Annotated in this window: 25 protein-coding genes; 24 read left to right on the plus strand and 1 reads right to left on the minus strand. The window is 45.6% G+C overall.

What is annotated here, in order from left to right; translation table 11 throughout:
- Positions 1-48 precede the first annotated feature (48 nt).
- The 11 genes from rpsP to EHO57_RS03900 all read left to right on the plus strand — a co-directional run bounded on the left by rpsP (position 49) and on the right by EHO57_RS03900 (position 6,012).
- Positions 49-315: a 30S ribosomal protein S16 gene (rpsP, locus tag EHO57_RS03850; protein WP_135643082.1), complete on the plus strand. Its 267-nt coding sequence runs from the start codon at positions 49-51 to the stop codon at positions 313-315.
- Entirely contained in the window at positions 315-545 is a 231-nt protein-coding gene (locus EHO57_RS03855; protein WP_135589205.1) for a KH domain-containing protein, read from the plus strand. Before rpsP ends, EHO57_RS03855 begins: the two co-directional genes overlap by 1 nt.
- Complete coding sequence (rimM, locus tag EHO57_RS03860) at positions 538-1,056, plus strand: ribosome maturation factor RimM (protein WP_135643084.1); 519 nt, start codon at positions 538-540, stop codon at positions 1,054-1,056. Before EHO57_RS03855 ends, rimM begins: the two co-directional genes overlap by 8 nt.
- Positions 1,046-1,714: a tRNA (guanosine(37)-N1)-methyltransferase TrmD gene (trmD, locus tag EHO57_RS03865; RefSeq protein ID WP_135643086.1), complete on the plus strand. Its 669-nt coding sequence runs from the start codon at positions 1,046-1,048 to the stop codon at positions 1,712-1,714. The genes rimM and trmD overlap by 11 nt, the downstream gene beginning before the upstream one ends.
- Positions 1,711-2,139, plus strand: coding sequence for a 50S ribosomal protein L19 (gene rplS, locus EHO57_RS03870; protein ID WP_135643088.1), 429 nt, complete (start codon positions 1,711-1,713; stop codon positions 2,137-2,139). Before trmD ends, rplS begins: the two co-directional genes overlap by 4 nt.
- A gap of 263 nt (positions 2,140-2,402) precedes the next feature.
- A complete protein-coding gene (locus EHO57_RS03875; protein ID WP_135643090.1) occupies positions 2,403-3,098 on the plus strand; it encodes a ribonuclease HII in 696 nt (231 codons plus the stop codon).
- On the plus strand, positions 3,064-3,867 hold the full coding sequence (locus tag EHO57_RS03880) for a hypothetical protein (protein ID WP_135643092.1): 804 nt from the start codon (positions 3,064-3,066) through the stop codon (positions 3,865-3,867). The genes EHO57_RS03875 and EHO57_RS03880 overlap by 35 nt, the downstream gene beginning before the upstream one ends.
- Entirely contained in the window at positions 3,855-4,118 is a 264-nt protein-coding gene (locus tag EHO57_RS03885; protein WP_281283353.1) for an EscU/YscU/HrcU family type III secretion system export apparatus switch protein, read from the plus strand. The genes EHO57_RS03880 and EHO57_RS03885 overlap by 13 nt, the downstream gene beginning before the upstream one ends.
- Before the next feature lie 15 nt (positions 4,119-4,133).
- On the plus strand, positions 4,134-5,318 hold the full coding sequence (locus EHO57_RS03890) for an HD-GYP domain-containing protein (RefSeq protein ID WP_135643097.1): 1,185 nt from the start codon (positions 4,134-4,136) through the stop codon (positions 5,316-5,318).
- Positions 5,319-5,360: 42 nt separating this feature from the next.
- Complete coding sequence (locus EHO57_RS03895; RefSeq protein WP_135643099.1) at positions 5,361-5,720, plus strand: YraN family protein; 360 nt, start codon at positions 5,361-5,363, stop codon at positions 5,718-5,720.
- Positions 5,721-5,814: 94 nt separating this feature from the next.
- The gene (locus EHO57_RS03900) at positions 5,815-6,012 is read left to right on the plus strand and encodes a hypothetical protein (protein ID WP_135643101.1); all 198 of its coding nucleotides are present in this window, start codon (positions 5,815-5,817) and stop codon (positions 6,010-6,012) included.
- A gap of 34 nt (positions 6,013-6,046) precedes the next feature.
- Here the strand turns inward: EHO57_RS03900 and EHO57_RS03905 are convergent, their stop codons facing one another.
- A complete protein-coding gene (locus EHO57_RS03905; protein ID WP_135643103.1) occupies positions 6,047-7,582 on the minus strand; it encodes a YifB family Mg chelatase-like AAA ATPase in 1,536 nt (511 codons plus the stop codon).
- A gap of 91 nt (positions 7,583-7,673) precedes the next feature.
- On the opposite strand from EHO57_RS03905, the gene EHO57_RS03910 reads away from it, so the two are divergent.
- The 13 genes from EHO57_RS03910 to EHO57_RS03970 all read left to right on the plus strand — a co-directional run bounded on the left by EHO57_RS03910 (position 7,674) and on the right by EHO57_RS03970 (position 20,296).
- Positions 7,674-8,039, plus strand: a complete 366-nt coding sequence (locus tag EHO57_RS03910; RefSeq protein ID WP_167882238.1) for a type II secretion system-associated lipoprotein — start codon at positions 7,674-7,676, stop codon at positions 8,037-8,039.
- On the plus strand, positions 8,008-9,024 hold the full coding sequence (locus tag EHO57_RS03915) for a M23 family metallopeptidase (protein ID WP_210410004.1): 1,017 nt from the start codon (positions 8,008-8,010) through the stop codon (positions 9,022-9,024). Before EHO57_RS03910 ends, EHO57_RS03915 begins: the two co-directional genes overlap by 32 nt.
- Before the next feature lie 83 nt (positions 9,025-9,107).
- A complete protein-coding gene (locus tag EHO57_RS03920) occupies positions 9,108-10,010 on the plus strand; it encodes a general secretion pathway protein GspC (RefSeq protein ID WP_135643107.1) in 903 nt (300 codons plus the stop codon).
- Between the two features lie 7 nt (positions 10,011-10,017).
- Positions 10,018-11,811: a type II secretion system secretin GspD gene (gene gspD, locus EHO57_RS03925; RefSeq protein ID WP_135643109.1), complete on the plus strand. Its 1,794-nt coding sequence runs from the start codon at positions 10,018-10,020 to the stop codon at positions 11,809-11,811.
- Between the two features lie 3 nt (positions 11,812-11,814).
- Positions 11,815-13,488, plus strand: a complete 1,674-nt coding sequence (gene gspE, locus EHO57_RS03930) for a type II secretion system ATPase GspE (RefSeq protein ID WP_135643111.1) — start codon at positions 11,815-11,817, stop codon at positions 13,486-13,488.
- A 5-nt stretch (positions 13,489-13,493) separates the two neighbouring features.
- A complete protein-coding gene (locus EHO57_RS03935; RefSeq protein ID WP_135643113.1) occupies positions 13,494-14,720 on the plus strand; it encodes a type II secretion system F family protein in 1,227 nt (408 codons plus the stop codon).
- 26 nt (positions 14,721-14,746) lie between these two features.
- On the plus strand, positions 14,747-15,214 hold the full coding sequence (gene gspG, locus EHO57_RS03940; RefSeq protein WP_135643116.1) for a type II secretion system major pseudopilin GspG: 468 nt from the start codon (positions 14,747-14,749) through the stop codon (positions 15,212-15,214).
- A gap of 7 nt (positions 15,215-15,221) precedes the next feature.
- Positions 15,222-15,788 (plus strand): pilus assembly FimT family protein, encoded by a 567-nt coding sequence (locus EHO57_RS03945; protein ID WP_135643118.1) that lies wholly within the window; start codon positions 15,222-15,224, stop codon positions 15,786-15,788.
- Positions 15,760-16,311: a type II secretion system protein gene (locus EHO57_RS03950; protein ID WP_135643120.1), complete on the plus strand. Its 552-nt coding sequence runs from the start codon at positions 15,760-15,762 to the stop codon at positions 16,309-16,311. Before EHO57_RS03945 ends, EHO57_RS03950 begins: the two co-directional genes overlap by 29 nt.
- Entirely contained in the window at positions 16,311-17,006 is a 696-nt protein-coding gene (locus EHO57_RS03955) for a type II secretion system protein GspJ (protein ID WP_135643122.1), read from the plus strand. The genes EHO57_RS03950 and EHO57_RS03955 overlap by 1 nt, the downstream gene beginning before the upstream one ends.
- Positions 17,003-18,139: a type II secretion system minor pseudopilin gene (locus tag EHO57_RS03960; RefSeq protein WP_135643124.1), complete on the plus strand. Its 1,137-nt coding sequence runs from the start codon at positions 17,003-17,005 to the stop codon at positions 18,137-18,139. Before EHO57_RS03955 ends, EHO57_RS03960 begins: the two co-directional genes overlap by 4 nt.
- Entirely contained in the window at positions 18,139-19,755 is a 1,617-nt protein-coding gene (gene pilM / locus EHO57_RS03965) for a pilus assembly protein PilM (RefSeq protein ID WP_135643126.1), read from the plus strand. Before EHO57_RS03960 ends, pilM begins: the two co-directional genes overlap by 1 nt.
- Before the next feature lie 13 nt (positions 19,756-19,768).
- On the plus strand, positions 19,769-20,296 hold the full coding sequence (locus EHO57_RS03970; RefSeq protein WP_135643128.1) for a hypothetical protein: 528 nt from the start codon (positions 19,769-19,771) through the stop codon (positions 20,294-20,296).
- Positions 20,297-20,298 lie beyond the last annotated feature (2 nt).

Consider the following 20,298-nt stretch of genomic DNA (forward strand, 5'->3'; position numbering starts at 1 on the left):
AGCTATCTCTATAGTCCGCACTCGTTATTTAAACGAAGGAATTTTACTTTGGTTAAGATCAGACTACAAAGAACTGGAGCCAAAAATAACCCTCACTACCGGGTAGTGGCTGCTGACAGCCGTTCCCCAAGAGACGGTAAATTTATCGATATTCTCGGCCACTATCACCCGGCTGAGATCAAAGGTCAGACGACTCTCGATAAAGAGAAGGTCCTAAATTGGCTGGGTAAAGGTGCTCAACCTACCGGAACCGTTCTGAACCTCATTAAGAACGAGGGGATCTGGGCGGAATATAAACAATCCCTGAAGAAGTAATGGAAGATCTAATCCGTTATATCGTTACTTCTCTAGTAGATCATCCGGAGGAGATTTCCGTAAAGGAGATCGAAGGCGACGAGCAAACCGTCTTAGAACTCCGGGTCTCCCCGAAGGATGTGGGAAAGGTGATCGGTAAGAATGGCCGGATCGCGAAGTCACTCAGAGCGATCCTCACTGCCGCTTCCGTCAAAGCCGGAAAAAATTTCTCACTGGAAATTATTGACTGAAACTCGGATCCTAACCGGGAAATTAGGAAAGCCCTTCGGTCTGAAGGGTTTTCTCAAATTAGTGGCCCAAGAAAGCGCCCTCCCGGACCTCAAATTTCCAATCGATGCAACTCTCGAGTTCTCTTCTAGAGAACCTATCCCGATTCGTATCCTAAAGGCACAACGTCATTCCGGAAGAGTGATCTTACAGATCGACGGAGTTACTACGCCGGAAGAGGCCGCAAACCTGATCGGCGGAAATCTCTACATAAACAGGTCTTACTTCCCCAGGTCCAAGGGAGAAGAATACTATCTATTCGAATTAAAGGGTCTCCAAGCATACTCAGAAGAAGGAGCCAAACTGGACTGGGAACTTACCGATCTCATCGAGAACCCGGCCCACGCTATCCTAGTATTCCAATCCAAGGACTCAGAAATACTCATTCCGTATGTGGAAAAGCATGTGGGAAAGGTATTACTTGACGAAGGCAAGATCCTGATCAAGAATCCTGAGGATTGGAATGAAATTTAACTTCATCACCTTATTCCCTTCCAAAATTGCTTCTTACTTTGCGGAAGGTTTGCAAGAGAAGGCCATTCGCAACGGAGTCTTCTCTGTAAACGTAGTGCAACTGAGAGACTTCTCGAATAATAAACATTTGAAAGTGGATGACACTCCCTATGGAGGAGGCCCTGGGATGCTGCTCAAAGTAGAGCCTATCGATCTCGCTCTTAAATCGCTGGGAGAAGAGAAAGGGCTCGTCATCCTAATGACTCCTTCCGGGATCCCATTCGATCAAAGCGTAGCGGAGAAGCTTTCGACTCAGAAAAAGCCACTTACTTTCATCTCAGGATACTATGAAGGTGTGGATCATAGAGTAACTGAGCATCTTGTTGACATAGAACTGTCCCTTGGAAATTATGTAATTTCAGCCGGAGATTTGGCCAGCCTTTGCGTAACAGATGCTGTGTCCAGGCTTTTGCCCGGCTTTTTAGGCGACCGAGAGAGCCTGGATGAAGAATCTCATAATGAAAGGGATATACTAGAATATCCCCAATATACGAAACCTTCCGAGTACAATGGTTGGAAGGTTCCCGATATACTCTTGGGCGGAAACCACGCGGCGATAGAATCTTGGCGAAATGCCAATCGAAAGAAAGTCGACCCCGATATTACGAGGAATTTATGAAAGAACTTCTGAAAGGCGGATTGCCTACCGAAGCCAATCGTACCCTGAACTTTAATGTCGGGGATACTGTTAAGGTACACTACAAGATCCAAGAATCCGGAAAGGAAAGGGTCCAGGTGTATGAAGGTGTAGTGATCTCCATCTCCAATGGCGGAAACGGAAAATCATTCACTGTTCGCAGGGTTTCCTATGATGTAGGTGTTGAAAGGGTATTCCCACTGTATTCACCTCGTATTGCAAAAATCGAACTAATACGTAAAGGTAAGGTTCGCCGTTCTAAACTCTTCTTCTTAAGAGAACGTTCCGGAAAGTCTGCTCGTATTCGCGAGTTGAAAGGCGGAAAAGTCCTGGTAGCAGAAGACAGAAAACGCCAAACCGCAGCCGAAGAAGCTGCAACTGCCGCAGCAGCTACTCCAGCAGAATAAATCATTCTGATAGAATTCCAATAGGGCTACAGTCGTCCTATTGGAATTTCAGTCTTTCACTCTTTTCATCTTTCTTTCAAGCTAGCACTCTTTCCTTCCTATCCAATAGATTCACTTCTATCCTTTCTCATTCTCTTCGATCCGATAAGAGACCCGTATTCACCGTTCTCTTTTTCTATCCTGAATATTCCCTAAATCGAATTTGCAATTGTTTCTTCTTTTCAACTAGCAGAAGCTGACTGAAATCTTTTCGAATCGCTCCTATGCCTAAGAATCATTTCGAACCCGAAGAATTTCGCTTTTTCTCAGAGTATTTACCTTGTGGGATCGACGAAGCCGGAAGAGGTCCCTATGCCGGCCCCTTATCCGTTGCCTTAGTGAGTTTTCTTCCGGAAACCTTGGAGAAGATCCATTCGGGTGAGATCCTAGCAGGCTTGGATGACTCCAAAAAATTAGCCGAACCAAAACGAGAACGATTGTTCAGGGAGATCCAAGAAAGCGCACATACCGTGGCCCATGCTTTCCTTTCTCACACTTTCATAGATACGCACGGGATCAATCGGGCAGTATTGGAAGGCATCCTCAAATGTTATAGAAAGGGTTCCAGATCACCGATAGAAAATACTAGAAAGGATTTGCTTCTTCTCATAGATGGGAATTACAATTTTTCTAGATACAAGGAGTCCGAACTCCTAAAGCATAAGTCTCATTATTATACGAAGGGAGATTCCAGGATCGCGAGTATCGCAGCGGCTTCTATCATTGCAAAGGTAAAAAGGGATCGGTTCATGAAGACGATCGCTTCCAAATTCCCGGGATACGGTTTTGAATCTCATAAGGGATACGGAAGCGCGGCTCATGAAGAAGCAATTCGCAACCTAGGCATCACAAGAATCCACAGAAGATCCTTCACGAAAAAATTCCATGCTCCCCATTCCTCCTCCCAATCCGATCGATAGGAACCAGACACCGATCTCCAAACCGGATCGGGTCCCCGAATCTCATCAAATTTCCCTGATCCTAAACTCAGCATCCGGACTTAAAAATCCGGAGTTATTGGATGCGGAATCCAAAGAGGCCCCTTTCTTTCGGGTCTGGGTAAAAGAAGGGACCAAAGAAGGGAGGGCTAAACTATTCTGGCAAGGGGAAACCATAGAAGCCAATGCAAAGACCCCTTTACTTTCCGGAGAAGAATTACTTTTATCCCGAACTTCTTTAGGCAAATCCCCGGAATGGCGCATCTTAGAACGTAAACTCTCGGAGGATACAGGTTCGGAGGAAGCTCCTTCCCCTTTAGAGAAGGGATTGACTGGGATCTTAGAAAAGATTCTTCACAAAGAAGAGGGACCGATCTCACAAGAGAATGCTATTGCTTTTCTCAAAAGCTATTTTCCATTTCTAGAATGGAAGGCAGAAACTCCCTATTTCGAGTGGGAATGGGAAGGAGGAAATGCAGAAGGTTATTTGGACTTCGAAAGCGAGGAGAAGATCTTTGTTCTCTTTTTAGAGACCAAAGAAGACGGTCCAAGTCTCTACAGATTCTTTTGGAAGAAGGATGATGCCTCAGACCTGATCCTAACTGCAGTTTTTACTAGTTCCAAAATGTACTTGCATATAGGTCAGAATAGGAAAAAATTTAAGCAGTTCTTAGAGGAATCGGGAGTTAAATTCCAAGAACTCAGGATACAATATAAACCCTCTTTACAGAGGAGGGAATGGACCGCGTGAAATTAGGAATCGCCCTTAAATTTACACCGAAGGAAAATCAAGGTCCTATGGTTTTAGCAAGCGGAGAAGGTACCATGGCCGAAAAGATCCGCAGGCTAGCGCTAAAACACGGTATCCCAGTAGTGAAAGATCCTCCTTTGGCGGAGGCCTTGACTCCTATACCTGTGGGAAAGGAAATTCCCGAGAATTTATACAGAGCAGTGGCGAGTGTTTTTGCCTTTGTGCTTTCTCAAAAAAGTCCAAGCGAATAAGGGACCCCAGAAAAAATGAAAAAGTTAAGCGTATCCGAACTGAAACCGGGAATGAGATTCACGAAACCGGTCTACTTGGACAAAGAAAATCTATTCATCACTTCCAATACTCCGATCACCGATTCGGATCTAGAAAGACTGAAACGCTTCGGGATCACTGAGGTACTGACTCACGGAGATATTCTGATCATTGATGTCCCTCCCGAACATCTGGAAACCCAGCTTGAAGACTTTATTATCAGTACCATCGTAGACGAAGACCTTCTTCCTTTAAAAGGAATGTATGATAATCTAAATCGGATCAAGGTACAGTTTACGAATCTGTACAAGAATACATTCAATCTGGTACAGGATGTTTATAGAAAGGCTGCAGAAGACAAGACCTTCGATTTCGGACCGGTAAGAGAGCAAGGAGAAGCCCTCGCGGATTTCGTAAGAGCTCATAATAATCTTTCCTATTTGATCCTGGGAATGAATAACCCGGGTTATTATCTGTACAATCAGATCACGAATTCCACTCTATACGCCCTTATCATAGGAAAGCTTTTGGACTTCTCCCGTCCCAAGATGGTGGATCTAGCGATCTCTTGTCTAGTAGCAGACGTGGGAATGACCAAAGTACCTGCGACCATCTCTGAAAAATCGGACCAACTCACCGACGAAGAATACAAATCCATTCTGAAGCATACTATCATCGGTTACCAGATCCTGACTCAAAGGATCAAGGTAAAGAATAGCTTGGCGGTTGTGGCACTGCAACACCATGAAAGATTCGATGGGAAAGGGTATCCCCAAAAGCTAACCGGGGTCGCGATCGAGGAGAATGCTCGGATCTATGCGATTGCGGATAATTTCTCCGCACTTATTACAAATCGACCGCATAGACAGAGGGTCCTTCCGCACGAAGCGATCAAGTCCATGATCAGTATGGATGTGGGTAAATTCGATCTCAAGATCGTTCGGACTTTCCTAAATCAGGTTTCTCTCTATCCTGTGGGTTCCTGTGTGGAACTTTCCGACAAAAGAGTGGGGATCGTTCTCGCCGCAAATTCGGACAAACCTCTTAGGCCATCTATCCGGATCATCAAAGACGAGTATGGAACCTTTGTGAGAAATCTTCTCTTAGTGGATCTTGTAAAAGAAAATCATCTCTTTATCGTCAAGGCTCTCGACCTGATCGACGCCACTGCAAACCATTAATTTTTTGTAAACCACGACGGCATTCTTCGACCCGTTTCGGATATGAAGAAGCTCCAAAACAATAGCAAAGAAAAAGGAAACCTGGGAGAAGAACTGGCTCAGGACTATCTGACCAAAAACGGTCACAAGATCTTAGAGAGAAATTTTAGGATCCGGACGGCAGAGATCGACATAATCACTCTGAGAGAAAACGTCCTACATTTTATCGAAGTGAAACATTGGATCCAGAGAGAGGAATTCCATCCCTTAGAAGTCTTCACTCCGCAGAAGATGCGTAAGATGAGGACCGCAGCTAAGCATTATTTGGAGAAGGACGTTTCTTTTAGAAATTATTTTGTCTCCTTTTGTTTGGCATTTATTAACGAAAAAAGGGAACTAACTTTTTATCTGAATCTATTCTAAAACCTTCGTTAAGCGAATCGAAAAAGGAGTCGATTTTCGAATTGTCTGCGGGTTCTCAAGGATGAGGACCTTAAATCGTTACAAGGAAGTAACTATGAAAAGCATCCAAATTCTCGGCAACTTGGCCGGGACCGATCCGTTCGGTCCGGACCCGGTAATCCTGAGAAAACGAGGAGTTCCGATCAAAAAGCGGAAGTTCGAGGACTACAAGAAGAAGATCGAGGACGAAAACTATATTGATTTCGCCATCGATAAGATCGCTATGGAGCTCTCTCACTTCCTGGCCAAGTAAACTAACAAAAATAAAACCGTCGAAAGAACGAAGCCTAGGAAACGGCCCTGTTTTCCGGAGACCATCCGGAATTCAGGAAAACAAGGGCCTCCTCCAAATGCTTGAGTTCTATCCCTTCCGAACCTTCCAGATCCGCAATCGACCTCGCTACCTTCTTTGCATGAGAAAGTTTTCGAATACTGAACTTTTCCTGAGCAGAAGCACTCATTAGAAAATCGTTACATACTTCGGAGAGTGGGATAAACGCCTCGACTTCTTCTCCTCTTAATCTGCCGTTATATAATTTTCCAATTTGCTTGTACAATCTTCGTTTTTGTAAGAATGCTGCGAGCGCAATCGACTCCCGTATTTTCTTCAAATCTACTGAGACAGTTTTTTCCTCTCGAGCCCTAGGCAGACTCAGATGGTAGAAGATCTCGATCCGATCCAAGAAGGGACCGCTAAAGGGAGCTTGGTAATTTCGGATCGAAGAAAGGGAACAAGTACATATCCGAACGGAAGAACCGTAATAACCGCAAGGACAAAGATTGGTGGCTCCGAGTAGAAGAAAGGAGGCAGGGTAGGTAACGGACCCGGAGATCCTAGCGATCGTGATCCTTCCTTCTTCCATGGGCTCTCGCAAGGCTTGCAGATTTCGGGAAGAGAATTCGGAGAGCTCGTCCAAGAAAAGGATCCCATGGCTTGCGAGAGAGACTTCTCCCATTTTCAAATGAATGGATCCTCCTACCAAAGAAATATCGGAAGCTGTATGATGAGGATTTCGAAATGGTCTTTTGACATTCCTATTCTTTGTGTTCTCTTGGAAGGACCTAAAAGCCAATAACTCGATTGCCTCGCTTTCATCGGGATTTGGCAGAAGAGAATAGGCAAGTCTTGCAAGCATCGTCTTTCCCGTGCCGGGAGATCCGGAAAGAAGACAATGATGAAAACCGGCGCAAGCGATCTGCAAAGCCCGAAGCGCCGGCAATTGGCTCTTATAAAGATCTATTCTTTCCGGGGAATTCTCCACGTGGGATTTAACATTCCTTTTAGGTTCTCTGGAAATCCCTCCCTTCAACAAAACCTGTAGATCTTTCAGCTGGGAGATCGCATAGATCGGGATCTTTTCCTGAACCGACGCTTCTTCTTTGTTTGCCCAAGGAACGATGGCGCCGGAAAAATGGGACCGGGCCAAAGAGAGTAAGATTGGCAGGATCCCTTTGATCGGAAGAATAGAACCGTCTAGTCCGAGTTCTCCCAAGATCAGAAATGTTTCTAGTCTTTCCGGCTCTTGCAATTGGCCGGTCAACGCTAGGATACCTGTAGCAATGGTAAGATCCAGATAGGTACCTTCTTTCTTTCTGCCTGCAGGAGAGAGATGGACTAGAATGTTACAAAGAGAATAATCGAATCCACTGTTCTCGATCGCGATCCGGATTCTGTCTCCCGACTCCTTGATCACAGCAGCAGCGAGTCCTGTGATCGCAAACCTAGGAATTCCTCTTTTGATATTGATCTCCACGGAAACAGGAAACGGATCTACGCCATCCAAGGATGCTCCAAACAATTTAATCAGTCTTAGTGATTTCATACTAAGGCCAGGTCCGAAAAAATCTTCTTAGAGCGCTTTTTTTCGAAAAACTAGTTTATCCCCTCCGGTCACTGAATATCTTTTGCAGGAAATGGTGCGAATCCTGACCCTTCTCCTGGCACTTTTGACCCTAGGGTGCAGTGCCCGGCTGATCAAGAAGGATCGATTGTTCGAGATCAATAATCATTACCAGGACCGGATATACTCCCTCAAAAAAGACACGAAGGTATCCGCCAATGAAACGTTCAAGAAAGGGATGTTGGTTCGGATCTATATCGAATCGACTCCTTCCTTAATTAAGATCAAGTGCTTCCCGGCAGACCAAAAGCGGGAACATGCGATCGGAAGGTTGCTTGCGTATCAGGTAAACGAGGATTTCGAGAAAAAGGCCATCAATATAGAGGATTTGGATAAGATCGTAGCAAATGAGCTCACGGAATACAAAAAGAAAAAATAAACGACCTATATTCCAAGGTTCAAGAAGGCAACCGGACGCGACCGATATTAAATACGTGAAACGGACGATTCTTTGCCTTCCCATTATATCCGCCATGGTGGCTTCGGCTTTATCGGCCGAGCCTGTAAAAAATTACGATACCGCGATCAGCGATTATGCGAACCGCGACTCTTCCTTCTTTACCGACAAGGAAGAACGTAAGATCAAGCAACTATTCTCCCAATCCCCGGAAGAATGGGAGACTGCGGACAAGTATTCTTCTCTCAGCTATAATAAGGATAAGTCCAATTTGGAACTTCCTTCTTTCATTAGCATCAATCCGATCATTTCCTCCAAGATCATTAACCAGAGCGGTATTATCCTCAAATCCTACGTGGTAAAACCAAAGGATACTCTATTCAGGATCGCTAAAGCACTTAGGACCACGGCTGCCAAGATCACCGAAGCGAACGGTCTTAAAAAAGGTTCCGTTCTCAAAGTAGGCCAGAGCCTGAGCATTCCCGTAAAGGTGGGTAACGCGTCCCGCCAAAAGGTGGAATACAGAAGGGTATTCCTAACCCCGGTCTTAAATTCCAGGGTCACTTCCAGATTCGGAAAAAGGAAGGACCCATTCCATACCGGAGGAGGGGGCTATCATACCGGGATAGACCTGGCCGGACCTCAGGGAGCTCCTATATTGGCATCTGCGGAAGGAACCGTAAGTTTTGCTGGAGTGAATGGGGGCTACGGAAATTCTGTCATTATTGATCACGGAAACGGATATAGAACCATGTATGCGCACTGCGCGAAAATTACCGTCGAAGAGGGAACGAAAGTTAAACCGGGGACGGTCATAGGTGCCGTAGGTCGAACAGGCTCGGCTACCGGTTCCCATCTCCATTTCGAGGTGTTCTACGACGGAAAGAGGATCAATCCTGAGGCAGCGCTCAGAAAGACCTTAAAGATTGTTACCAACCTAGATACCGGTAAGGTAGCAAAGATCTAGAAGGTTCCCGAAAAAGAGCCGTCTCGAATCGAATTCGATCGGCTCTTTTTAAACTAATTCCCTAGGCAAGATCCAAGGCGACAATGAACGCAATTTTTATAGAATTACGAAAGCATACTTTCTATGCTCTAATACCTATAGTCGTATTCTTTTCCTTTTCTCTAGCCTATCTTTGCCGTGGTATCTTGCTCCTCTTTCTGACCCCTGACGTACAGACCGGTTCCGCTTCCGTCGCTCCCAGAAGACCGGTGAATCCTCCCATGATCTCTATGGACTCCTACAAGGAAATGGTCACTGGGAATTTATTTAGGGGAAGTCTTGCTCCTCCTCCGGGAGAAGTTGCTGCCGGCGCTGGAGGTCCAGGTGCACCGGGAGCTCCGCCCGATACGGGAGAAGGTGAGGACATGCGGATCACCGGAACTCTTAGCGGTCACTGGAGTTTTGCCCGAGTGACTATTTTAGAAAAAGGGAAACAATACGCAGAAGAATTCGCCACCGGAGAGACCATTGCCGGATACAAGGTGAAGTCCATTCTTCTGAACCATGTAATATTAGAGAAGGGTGGCTCTCCCTTAAAAGTGGAGATCGGCCAGACCCCAGGAGAGGCTAGAGCCAAACTGGGAGCGGCAGCGGCTGCACCTGGAGCTCCTTCTTCTCCTGATTCCGTTAAGAAGATCCTGTCTCGCCAGGACGTGAATCGTAAACTGGCGGACCCTACCGCAATTTATAGAAATGCCAGATTCGGCCCCTTCCTCGAGAATAACATAATCGGGGGCTATAAAATTTATAGCATATCAAACGATCATATTTTTTATTCCCTAGGAGCGAGGAACGGAGACGTGATCCGCCGAGTGAACGGAATGCCCCTGAACGATACGGTTAAGATGATGGAGATTTGGAATTCTCTCAAAACGACCGATAAAGTATCCGTAGATGTGGAGCGCGGGGGAAAGGTTTTGTCTTATGAATTTATTATCCGGAATTAACGACTAGATGCGCAAAAATGAATTAAGATCCAGATACCTTAGAAACGCGACCTTTATCGTATTGCTGTTGCTTTCCATGCAGGAAAATCTATTTTCGCAATCCGCGAAAAAGAAGAGAAGCGCTAGTGCAGGCAGCTCTACAGCGGAAGAAACTAAGGAAAGAACCTTCTTCGCGAACTGGAGAGACACTGAACTTAACGATTTCTTAAAGGGAATGAGCGCCATTCTTAAGAAGAATATCCTTTTGGATGAAAGCCTAAAAGGGAAAAAGATCACGATCATCTCCCAAAAAGAGATCCCGATCAGGAACGCATTTCCGTTCATGAAAGCTGTCTTGGAATCCATGGGATTCGCGGTGGTCGAGGAAACGGATCTGATCACCATCGTAAAACTAAAGGACGCTCTTGCAAGATCCCCTTATGTTCGAGTGGGCAAAGAACCCATTCCAGAAGGGGAAGCCTCCGATAACCGAATCATCACTCAGATCATTCCTGTGGAAAATGTCAAACCGGAGGAATTGGAACCGATCCTAAAACGTCTAACGTCTCCAAACACGGATATCATCGTTTATAGAAATACGAATACGATCGTTCTTTCCGGTTCCACTGCGGATATCAATAAACTCCTGACGCTCGTCAACGAGTTAGACGTAAGACCGGAAGAATCTACTCCTGGTGCTGTGGCTTCTGCCGGAGACGTTCATATTTATACTCTGGAATATAGCGAAGCGGAGAAGATCTCCGCGACTCTGATCAAATTGGATACTCCTACAGTCGGAGATACTCCTATCCCAGTGGCGGCTCCGGGTGCCCCGGCTCCTCCCGCTCCTAAGGTGGAGAAGATCAAGGCAGTTGGTCATAAGGAATCCAACTCTGTTATCGTAACCGCAACCGAATCGGAATGGAATGAGATCCGAAAGATCATCCGGATCTTGGATTCTGCCAGAAAGCAGGTCCTGTTAGAGGTTCTGATCGTGGAGTTAACTTCTACAGATACGAACGACTTCGGTATTGACTGGAGATTCCAAGGACAGGGTCCGTATAGCCAGTTCAACTCGGGACTCGCAAAAGAAGGAAATATCATCAACTCCAGTGGTAGGATCAACCCGAACCTAAACACTCTCTCCGGTTTTTCCTTGGGCTTTGTACAAGCAGGTGCCCAGCAGATCCTAGGGATCTTAAGCGCGAACCAAGGAAATGAGAACTTCAACGTATTGTCCGCTCCTCAAGTACTTACACTGGATAACCAAGAGGCGGAGATCAACGTAGGACAGGACGTTCCTGTTAGGACCCAAAGTAGGAACGCAGGTCTCGGTGGTGCGAACGCAGTGACTGTCGACAACTACGAGTACCGTCCTACTGGTATCAAACTCAAGTTCACTCCTCATGTGAACAAGAACAACAAGATCACCTTAGATCTACTACAAGAGATCAAGAACATCGCCTCTATCGCTCTTGCAGGTGGAAACCCTACCTTCAACAGAAGGGAGGTAAAGACAACCATTACCATCGACAATAGACAGACGATCGTGATCGGGGGTTTGATCTCCAATGACAAACAGAAGCGTCTCATCAAGATCCCTTTACTTGGGGATATCCCTTACTTGGGCTGGATCTTCCGTAGGACCACGGAACAATTAAAAAAGACGAATTTAATGGTTTTTATTACTCCACATATCTTGGATAATAGGGAACAGGCTGATAAAATCACGGTCAAAAAGAAGCTCCAACAAGAAAGATACGAGTTGGAAAGAGAAAGAGTTCTAAACAAGGAAGCCACCATTAAGGAACGCGGAGAATAAGCATTGAAGACGTTAGGGGACATTCTCGTCGAAGACGGAGTCATTTCTGCAAAGGATTTGGAAGAATCCCTTAAACTGCAGAAGAAGAATCATTTACCCCTAGGCCATATTCTCCAGAAAAAAGGTATCGCTGGGGAAATTGACGTTCTCAAGGCAATGGCCCGTCTTTATAGAATGGAATTCCGAGAGAAGCTGGACTTCAAAGGAATGGAGGAGGTATACGATCGTATTCCTCTAAAGCTTATCCAAAAAAGCAGACTAGTCCCTTTCGAATTACATAAGAAAAACATTAAGGTTGCCGTCTCCGATCCTACGGATCTGCATCCTATGGACGATGTCCGCTCTAATTTAAGGGAATACAAAGTGGATTTCATTCTGGCTCCGGAACCGGAGATCATGAGGATCATCCATTCTCAATTCGATACCACTTCCGCTGCTGCAAAAGACCTATTGAACGAGATGGAGGGTAGCTTCTCCGAACTCGCAGAAGGCTTCGATAACGAGACGATCGATCTCTCGGATGACGCTCCCATCATCAAGATGGTGAACGTGATCCTTTCCCAAGCAGTCAACGAAAGAGCTTCGGATATCCACGTAGAGCCTTATGAAAAGAGCCTGGTGGTCCGCTATCGCATTGACGGTATTTTGCATAACGTATTGACCCCGCCCAAGTCGTATCATGCAGGGATCACATCCCGTATCAAGATCATGTCCAACCTGAATATTGCAGAGAACAGGCTTCCTCAGGATGGTAGGATCAAATTGAGGCTGGCAGGAAAGGATGTGGATATCCGGGTTTCCACTATTCCTTGCCAATTCGGAGAGCGTATCGTTATGCGTCTCTTGAATAAGACGGACCAGAAATATTCCCTAAATACTATGGGATTCTATCCGGATCTCATCAAGACCCTTCGCACTTTGATCTATGAACCTCATGGAATTATCCTGGTCACAGGACCTACCGGATCCGGAAAATCGACTACATTGTATTCCGCACTGACGGAGTTGAATACGGAAGAAAGAAATATTATTACCTGCGAAGACCCAGTGGAATACCAGATCGACGGTGTTTCCCAGATGCAAATGCAGGAAAAGATCGGGCTCACATTTGCGACCGGTCTTCGTGCCATTCTTCGCCAGGACCCGGACGTCATCATGGTAGGGGAGATCCGGGACGAGGAGACTGCTCGGATCGCTATCCAAGCCTCTCTTACAGGTCACTTAGTATTCTCCACATTGCACACGAACGACGCCGCCTCTGCCGCAACCCGTTTGATCGATATGGGAATAGAACCTTATCTAATTACATCTACCGTGCTCGGGTTCATGGCGCAGCGTCTCGTCAGAACGATTTGTTCTCAATGTAAGACCTCATACAAACCCACTCCCGCCGAGCTGGAGTCTCTTGGAATTTCTAAGAAGGAATTGAAAGGAGGGGTTCTTCATAAGGGAACGGGTTGTTCTCATTGCATGGGAACAGGTTTCAAAGGAAGAACGGGAGTCTATGAATTCTTGATCATAGATACTCCCATCAAAAATGCGATCCTCGCAGGATCGGATACGAATAAGATCAACGAAGTGGCCTTAGAGAACGGCTTCACCACTATGAGAGATTATGGAATTCGTAAAGTATTGGATGGGATCACGACTCCTGACGAAGTGTTAAGGGTAACTTAAGCCCAATGGCTCTCTATACCTACATAGCCTTTAATAAAAAAGGAAAAGAAGAGAAGGGGATTATCGACGCCCCGAATGTGCAATCCGCAAGGACCAAACTAAAAGGCAAGGGCCTCTACGTAAGGCAGATCTCCGAGGACGCAGAAAGAAAGGACAGGGAATTATTCCCATTCTTAGCAAAGTTCTTATATAGAGTACCTAAGAAGGTAATCGGACTTTTCTCCAGACAATTAGGAACCCTCTTAGGAGCAGGGATCCCTCTAGACAAATCTCTCTCAAATATCATAGAGCAAACAGACCACGAAGTGTTTCGCAAGGTAGTGGTCGCCATGCAAGCAGATATTACTGAAGGAAGTTCTCTATCCGATGCCATGAGAAAGCATCCGGATGTCTTTCCAAGCCAGTATCCATCCCTCGTTTCCGTAGGAGAAAGAACAGGGGATTATGAAACCGCTCTGATCCGATTAGCAGAAATGGAAGAAAAGAACCTGGAATTAAAAGGAAAGGTTACGACTGCGTTAGTCTATCCTGCGATTATCTTTATCTTATTGCAGATCGTGATCATCTTTCTTCTCACCACAGTAGTCCCTCAGATCGAGCATTTGTTCGTCGAGTTCAATGCGACCCTTCCTATGATCACTCGGATCGTACTCGGAACGTCTCAGCTGATTATCGGTTGGTGGTTCTTGCTTTTTCCCGCAATCGGTGCAGCGATCGTAGGCTTCTTCTTTTATAAGTCTACTCCGGAAGGAAAAGAAAAGTGGGAAAAATTCGTATTAAAGATCCCTATTTTACGTACTTTGAATAAAAAGGTGCTCATTTCCAACTTTGCGAGAAACCTGGGCATCCTTCTTACAAACCGTGTTCCTTTGATCGTCTCCCTGCAGATCGTGGAGCAGATCGTAAATCATTCCGTGTTCGGCGAAGAGATCCGAAACGCGGCTTCTCGCATCCGAGAGGGGGAAAAACTTTCCGCTTCCTTTGCGAACTCCGAGATCTTACCTCAATTAGTCCTAGGGATGATGTCCGCAGGAGAGGCTTCGGATAGGGTTCCGGAAATGTTGAACAAACTCGCAGAGATCTACGATACGGAAGTGGATACTTCCCTCAAGAACGCAACCCAAGCGATAGAACCGTTCATGCTGGTTTTCATGGGTTTTGCGATCGGAATCATTATGGCTGCTATCATCGTCCCGATGTTCAGCTTGACCCAGAACTTACAGGGGATTTAAAATTAGAATCAGTAGGAGAACCGACTTTGAAAACGGTAAATAAAAGAAGAAGAGGATTCACTCTTATCGAGTTAGCCATTGTGGTCGCTATTTTGGGAGCCTTGATGGCAATCATCATCGTAAACATAGATATCACCGGTGTGAATAACGATACCGCAGCTCTAAAACTCCGTAAGGACAAACAAGAGCTTAGAATGCACTTAGAAAGATACGCTCAGAAATTCGGGAATTATCCGAGCGAGGACCAAGGACTGGAAGCTCTTGCCGAGAAGCCTACCACGGGAGATGTTCCTGAGGACTGGAGACCCATGGTAAATAGCAAGGACGTATTGAAAGATCCTTGGAAGAATCCTTATAAACTGAGATTCGATAATTCAGGAGAGATCCAGATCATCACCTACGGAAAGGATAAGGTAGAAGGTGGAGAAGGAGACAATGCAGACTTCGATATCATGAAGGAAGAGGAATACCCGCCTCAATTCTCCAAAAAATAATCCAACTATGCGCACGGGGACCAACAGGAAACGTTCCGGTTTCACTCTGATCGAACTTGCGATCGTTGTATCCTTGATCGGAGTCATGTTCGCCCTCGTGCTTCCTTCCCTCACTAGCCTATTTACACCGGGAGCTCAGGAAGAAGCAATGGTACTGCACGATGTGGTCACCTTTTGCTTTCGTCGGGCAAAACTCTACCAAAGGACCGTATATCTTCAATTGAATATCGATACGGAAACCTACACGGTCATAGATATGGATAGGGACGATACCGGTCTAAAAGAAATACCGGTCTTTAAGGACAGAGAATTGCCTAGCTCTTCTTCTATCGTGGATGTAATGGATGGAAGAGGATATCGATATGTGAACGGAAAGGTTCGTATTCCTTTTTCTCCCTTGGCGATCTCCGAGGATTTTTATATTCACTTAGGTCCGGATCCTGAGATCAAGAGAACCTTGATCGTTCGAAGATACGGTGGTAAGTCGGAAGTAAAGGACGGAGAAGTCCTAGTCCCGAAAGAGAACCTAGATTGGTACAAGCAGAATGAAACGTACGGTTCGAGCCAACTCTAAACGGAATTTTTTAAAACGCAGGCGTTCCGGTTTTACCATTTTAGAGATGGTACTCGCGATCGGGATCGCCTCCGCTTGGCTAGCCTATGTACTCATGACGGTGGCAGAAGGGGTCCGGCTTAAAAAATTTGCGGCATTGCAAATGGAAGCGGCTCATTTAGCCAAGATCAAAATGGCCCAAATAGATTCTGCTACCATTCTGCAAGAAGACACCACGTCCGGAGAGATACCGGGCTATAAAGACTGGAAGTTCACTACCATTATCAAAGATGAGAACTTGGATCTCTTGAAACTTTCTGGAAAAGGCGGGAAGAGACCGGAAGATCTTTTAGGTGGGAACTCCGCTCAGAACGATCTGATCGCAAAGAGAACTGGAAATAACCAAGGCTCTGCGACCGGGGGACTCATCAACGTTTTCCATATTTACGTAACCATCGAATATCCAACAGGTGGAAGAGATCAGCAGGGGAATCTGGTAAAGGAACAGTATACCGTCGAGACGTTTAAGGCGAGGATGAATTGATGATATCCTTCGCTCATAAAAAAAATCTCGTTATGCGAAACAGGACCAGATCGGGATTCACCCTGATCGAGCTTGTTATAGTCGCTGCACTCCTAGGCTCCTTACTTGTGATGGTATTCGGTACTTATACTTCCATTTTAAAGATCACAAGGGACAACTCCAGTAACGAAGGAGTGGAACGAGAAAAGGCAATCTCTGCGATCGAAAATATCAGAAGCACATTGTCCATGGCATTCTATTTTCAATCCGAGAAGAGACTTGTATTCGTAAGTAGAAAGGATCGAAAATCGGAAGACGGGAAAAAGCATCCCGGAGAAAGTACGAACGACCAGTTCCTAGTATTTGCCGCGGTACATCCGAATTCAGAAGAAACAGCACTACCTGAAGTTAGAGAGGTAGAATACTTCTTACGAAGGAAAGAAGGCTCCGACTCCGATTTTTTTACCCTGGTACGAAGAGAGGATGAGATCGTAGACAAGTATCCTTTTGCCGGCGGCTTGGAATACGAGCTACTGGATAATGTAAAAAGCATGTCCTTCAAATTCTCTCGCACAGGGACCAAATGGGAGGACGAGTGGGATTCAAGAGAATCCAAGAATATTCCTCGTCTGATCCGGATCGAACTCATTGCAAATATGGGCTCCAAGGAAAGAAGATTCGAGACCTTGGCCTTCCCGGGGATACTCATCAAATGAATTCATCCAAGGGTTTAGGAATGAGAGGAACAAGACTTTCTAGACGAAGGGGAGCCGTAGTCATGCTCTTAGTCTTCGGAGTGGGAGTCGCTGCAATCATGACTACCTTGGACTTTGCGGACCGTTCCGTATCCGAATATAAGATCTCTCAAGGAGAGATGTCGGGATTTCGAGCCCTTCTTCTTGCAAAAGCGGGATTCCAAGGAGGGCTAGGAGCCTTGCGGAAGATTCCGGAAGAGCAGCTCTACCAATCTGGGATCGGTCTGAATCCACCTCCGGTCCCTCTGGGCGGAGGCTTTATCTATTATAAACTGCAGGGCGAAGACGGAAAAATAAATCTCAACGCAGTCTTCAATACCGATACCAAAGATATCAATTTAAGAAACCAAGAGATGGCCCAAAGGCTTTTGGAAAGATTGGGATTAAAACGAGATATCTTGAATCCTCTTATAGATTGGCTGGACGACGATAGCCAGGGAAATGCGGAGGCGCCGTATTACGAAAAGTTGATCCCCCCTCGTAAGATCAAGAACGGGTACCTGTATTCTCTCTCCGAACTCACCTCCGTCAAGGGTTTCGATCCTAAGATCGTTTATGGCTCCCAGAAGCCGCCCGACTATGATGAGAAAAACTCCAAGGATTTCATGACAGACGAGGAGAAGAGCCTAGTTACGGATGCGGACTTTGTGGTGGCCAATAATTTTACCGCCTTCGTCCCTTTCCAGAGGAACTACGACGATAGAATCAACTTGAACGCCGCGCCGTACTTCGTTTTAATGTCTCTATCCGATTTTATGACCCGTCAGGCCGCTCTGCAGATCATGAAATTGAAAATCAAGAAAGGCGGTTACCTGAAGGAGACCAAGGATCTGGAAACCGTTCCCGAATTCCAGGTTCCTTCTGTGGGTGGTCTCTCTCTTTACAAAGAACTGGCGGGTGAGGGAACCGATGTCTCCGGCGGAAGGATCAAATCCAAAGGGGAAATATACAGAATTACCGCCGTCGGGGAAGTGGGACTGAACTCGAATCAAAACAAGAACGCAGACGTCCTAGTCGGAAAGAAAGTCGTCCGACGGATCACCGGTATTTTTGATCTGACAAATAACATCATGCTATATTATAGAGAAGATTAATGTTCTTATACGAAAAATTCCTAGCTGTGGATTATGGAACGACCTCCATCAAAGGAGCTTTGTTCCAAAGAGTTGCGGGCAATCTGACTCTATTAAGATCCGAAAGCATGCCTATCTCTAAAATGGAAGAAAAGGAGTACGAGACCAATATACTCCGATTCTTGAATACATACTTTCCAGGAGAGAATGCACTTGTACTTTCTCTTTCGCTGGACAGATTGTTTGTGAGAGAGATCTCCATTCCTCTTACCACAGAGAAAGCCGTAAAAGAAGTCATTCCTTTCGAAGTGGAGAGCAGGGTTCCTTTCCCTATGGAAACTGTGGAGGTCTTAGGCTCCGTTTGGAGGATCGACCAGGACAAGTCGGATGTAATCACATACACCGCGCATCATTCCGAGTTTGATACGTTAGCTTCTCCTTTTCTAGAATCTACCATGGTATTTCGCGGGATCTTTGTGGATTCAGTCTGCCTGGGCTCTCTCATTCCGAAGCATCTAGGAAAGGAAATCCCTTTTTCGAATGTGGCTCAGCTCGATATAGGCGGAAAGAGGACGATCTTAAACGTGAGTAAGGATGGAAAGATCGCGCATACTCGTTTTCTATCCTTAGGCGGAGAGACTCTTACAGAAGAGATCGCAAAGGGTCTTAAGATCTCTAAGGACAAAGCGGAAGCACTTAAGACCAGCATACAATTCGAACCGTTTCATTCTCCGGAAGATGGCCTGAACTTATTCGCAAAAGAATACAAACTAAAAGTAGCGGATATCAAAAAGGCATTCGGGATCGCTCAGGAATTCTTCTTGGCATTAAGCGAAGAAGTAAGAAGAAGTTTTCTTTCCTTAGAGGAAACGGAAAGACCGGAAGCGATCTATCTTTCTGGCGAAGGAAGTAAGGTCAGAGATCTGGAATCTTTCTTAGGAGAGGATTTAGGAGTCCAAGCAAGAAGATATGATTTTCTTTCTCCCGATCCGGATAGATTCGCTACAGCTTTCGGAATGGCCCATCAGCTGGTGCTTTCTAAGAAAGCTAAAATAGATTTCTTAGAAACTCCTTATGTAAAGAAGCTGAACAAGAATTTATTCGATCTTTCCGCATTCAAACCGCATATGATCCTCTCCGGGGTCTCGATCTTTCTTTTGATCGGAGTATTCTTCTTAGGGATCTTCTCCGATCGAAAAAAGCTCAATGCAGCAAACAAGGTTCTGGCTGACAAGGTCCGTTCCGGAACCGGCTCTAGTGTCCCTATGGATAGCGACCCCTTGGATTATGCAAAAGGCCTAAGGGATGGAGCAAAGCGCAAGACGGAACTATATCGCAAATATCTTTCCAAGCCGACCGTGTTAGATGTGCTTCATGAGATTTCCTTAAATTTCCCGGATCCAGGAATGCAAGCTTTCTTATTCCAAAATATTACGTACGATAATGGAACGGTTTCTATCCAGGGTTCCGTGAACGAGATCTCCGAGATAGGAGTGATCCAAAGATCCTTGGAAAAATCCCAGATGTTCAAGAAGATCAGCTTGGAAAACAATAGATCGAATTACGGCTTAAAAACCTACAAGGTCTCTTTCACCATTAAAATGGAGGTAGCGTCCAAAACCGGAGAATCCGAGTAAGGACCAACTCTTTATGTGGCAGAAATTAGAACCTAGAGAACGTTTACTCATATTAGTCGCGGCAGGATTGCTTGCCTTTGTATTGATCTTCTTAGCCATCCGCAAGGTGTACAAGATGAGATCCGAACTGGGAGAAAGAGTCAACGATACTCCCGGAATGATCGTGAAATTAGATAAGATCATATCGGAATATCTGTACTTCCATTCCTTGGAAAACGTAAACAGTGGAGAAAGAGACCAAAGTGAATTCTCCGCAAAGTTGGAAAGGATCTTTATGGAGCACGGGGTCAAGGATAGGATCTCCACGATGAGGCCGGTCCCTGCAAAACAGATCGACAAAGGTAAATACCAGGTCATCGTATTCGATGTAAGCTTCAGAGGAGTACCGCTCGAGACTATGCTCGCAGTTCTATATGATATAGATAAGGGCAATAAGGTAAATGCCAGAGTGGAATACTTTCAGACGAACAAACCGTACCAAGATAGGAATACGTACGACGTAAGTATGAAAATAGCGGCTTATAGCGTGGTTGGAAAATAGAT

Origin of the sequence: Leptospira langatensis (assembly GCF_004770615.1) — a bacterium.
Classification (GTDB): Bacteria; Spirochaetota; Leptospiria; order Leptospirales; family Leptospiraceae; genus Leptospira_B; species Leptospira_B langatensis.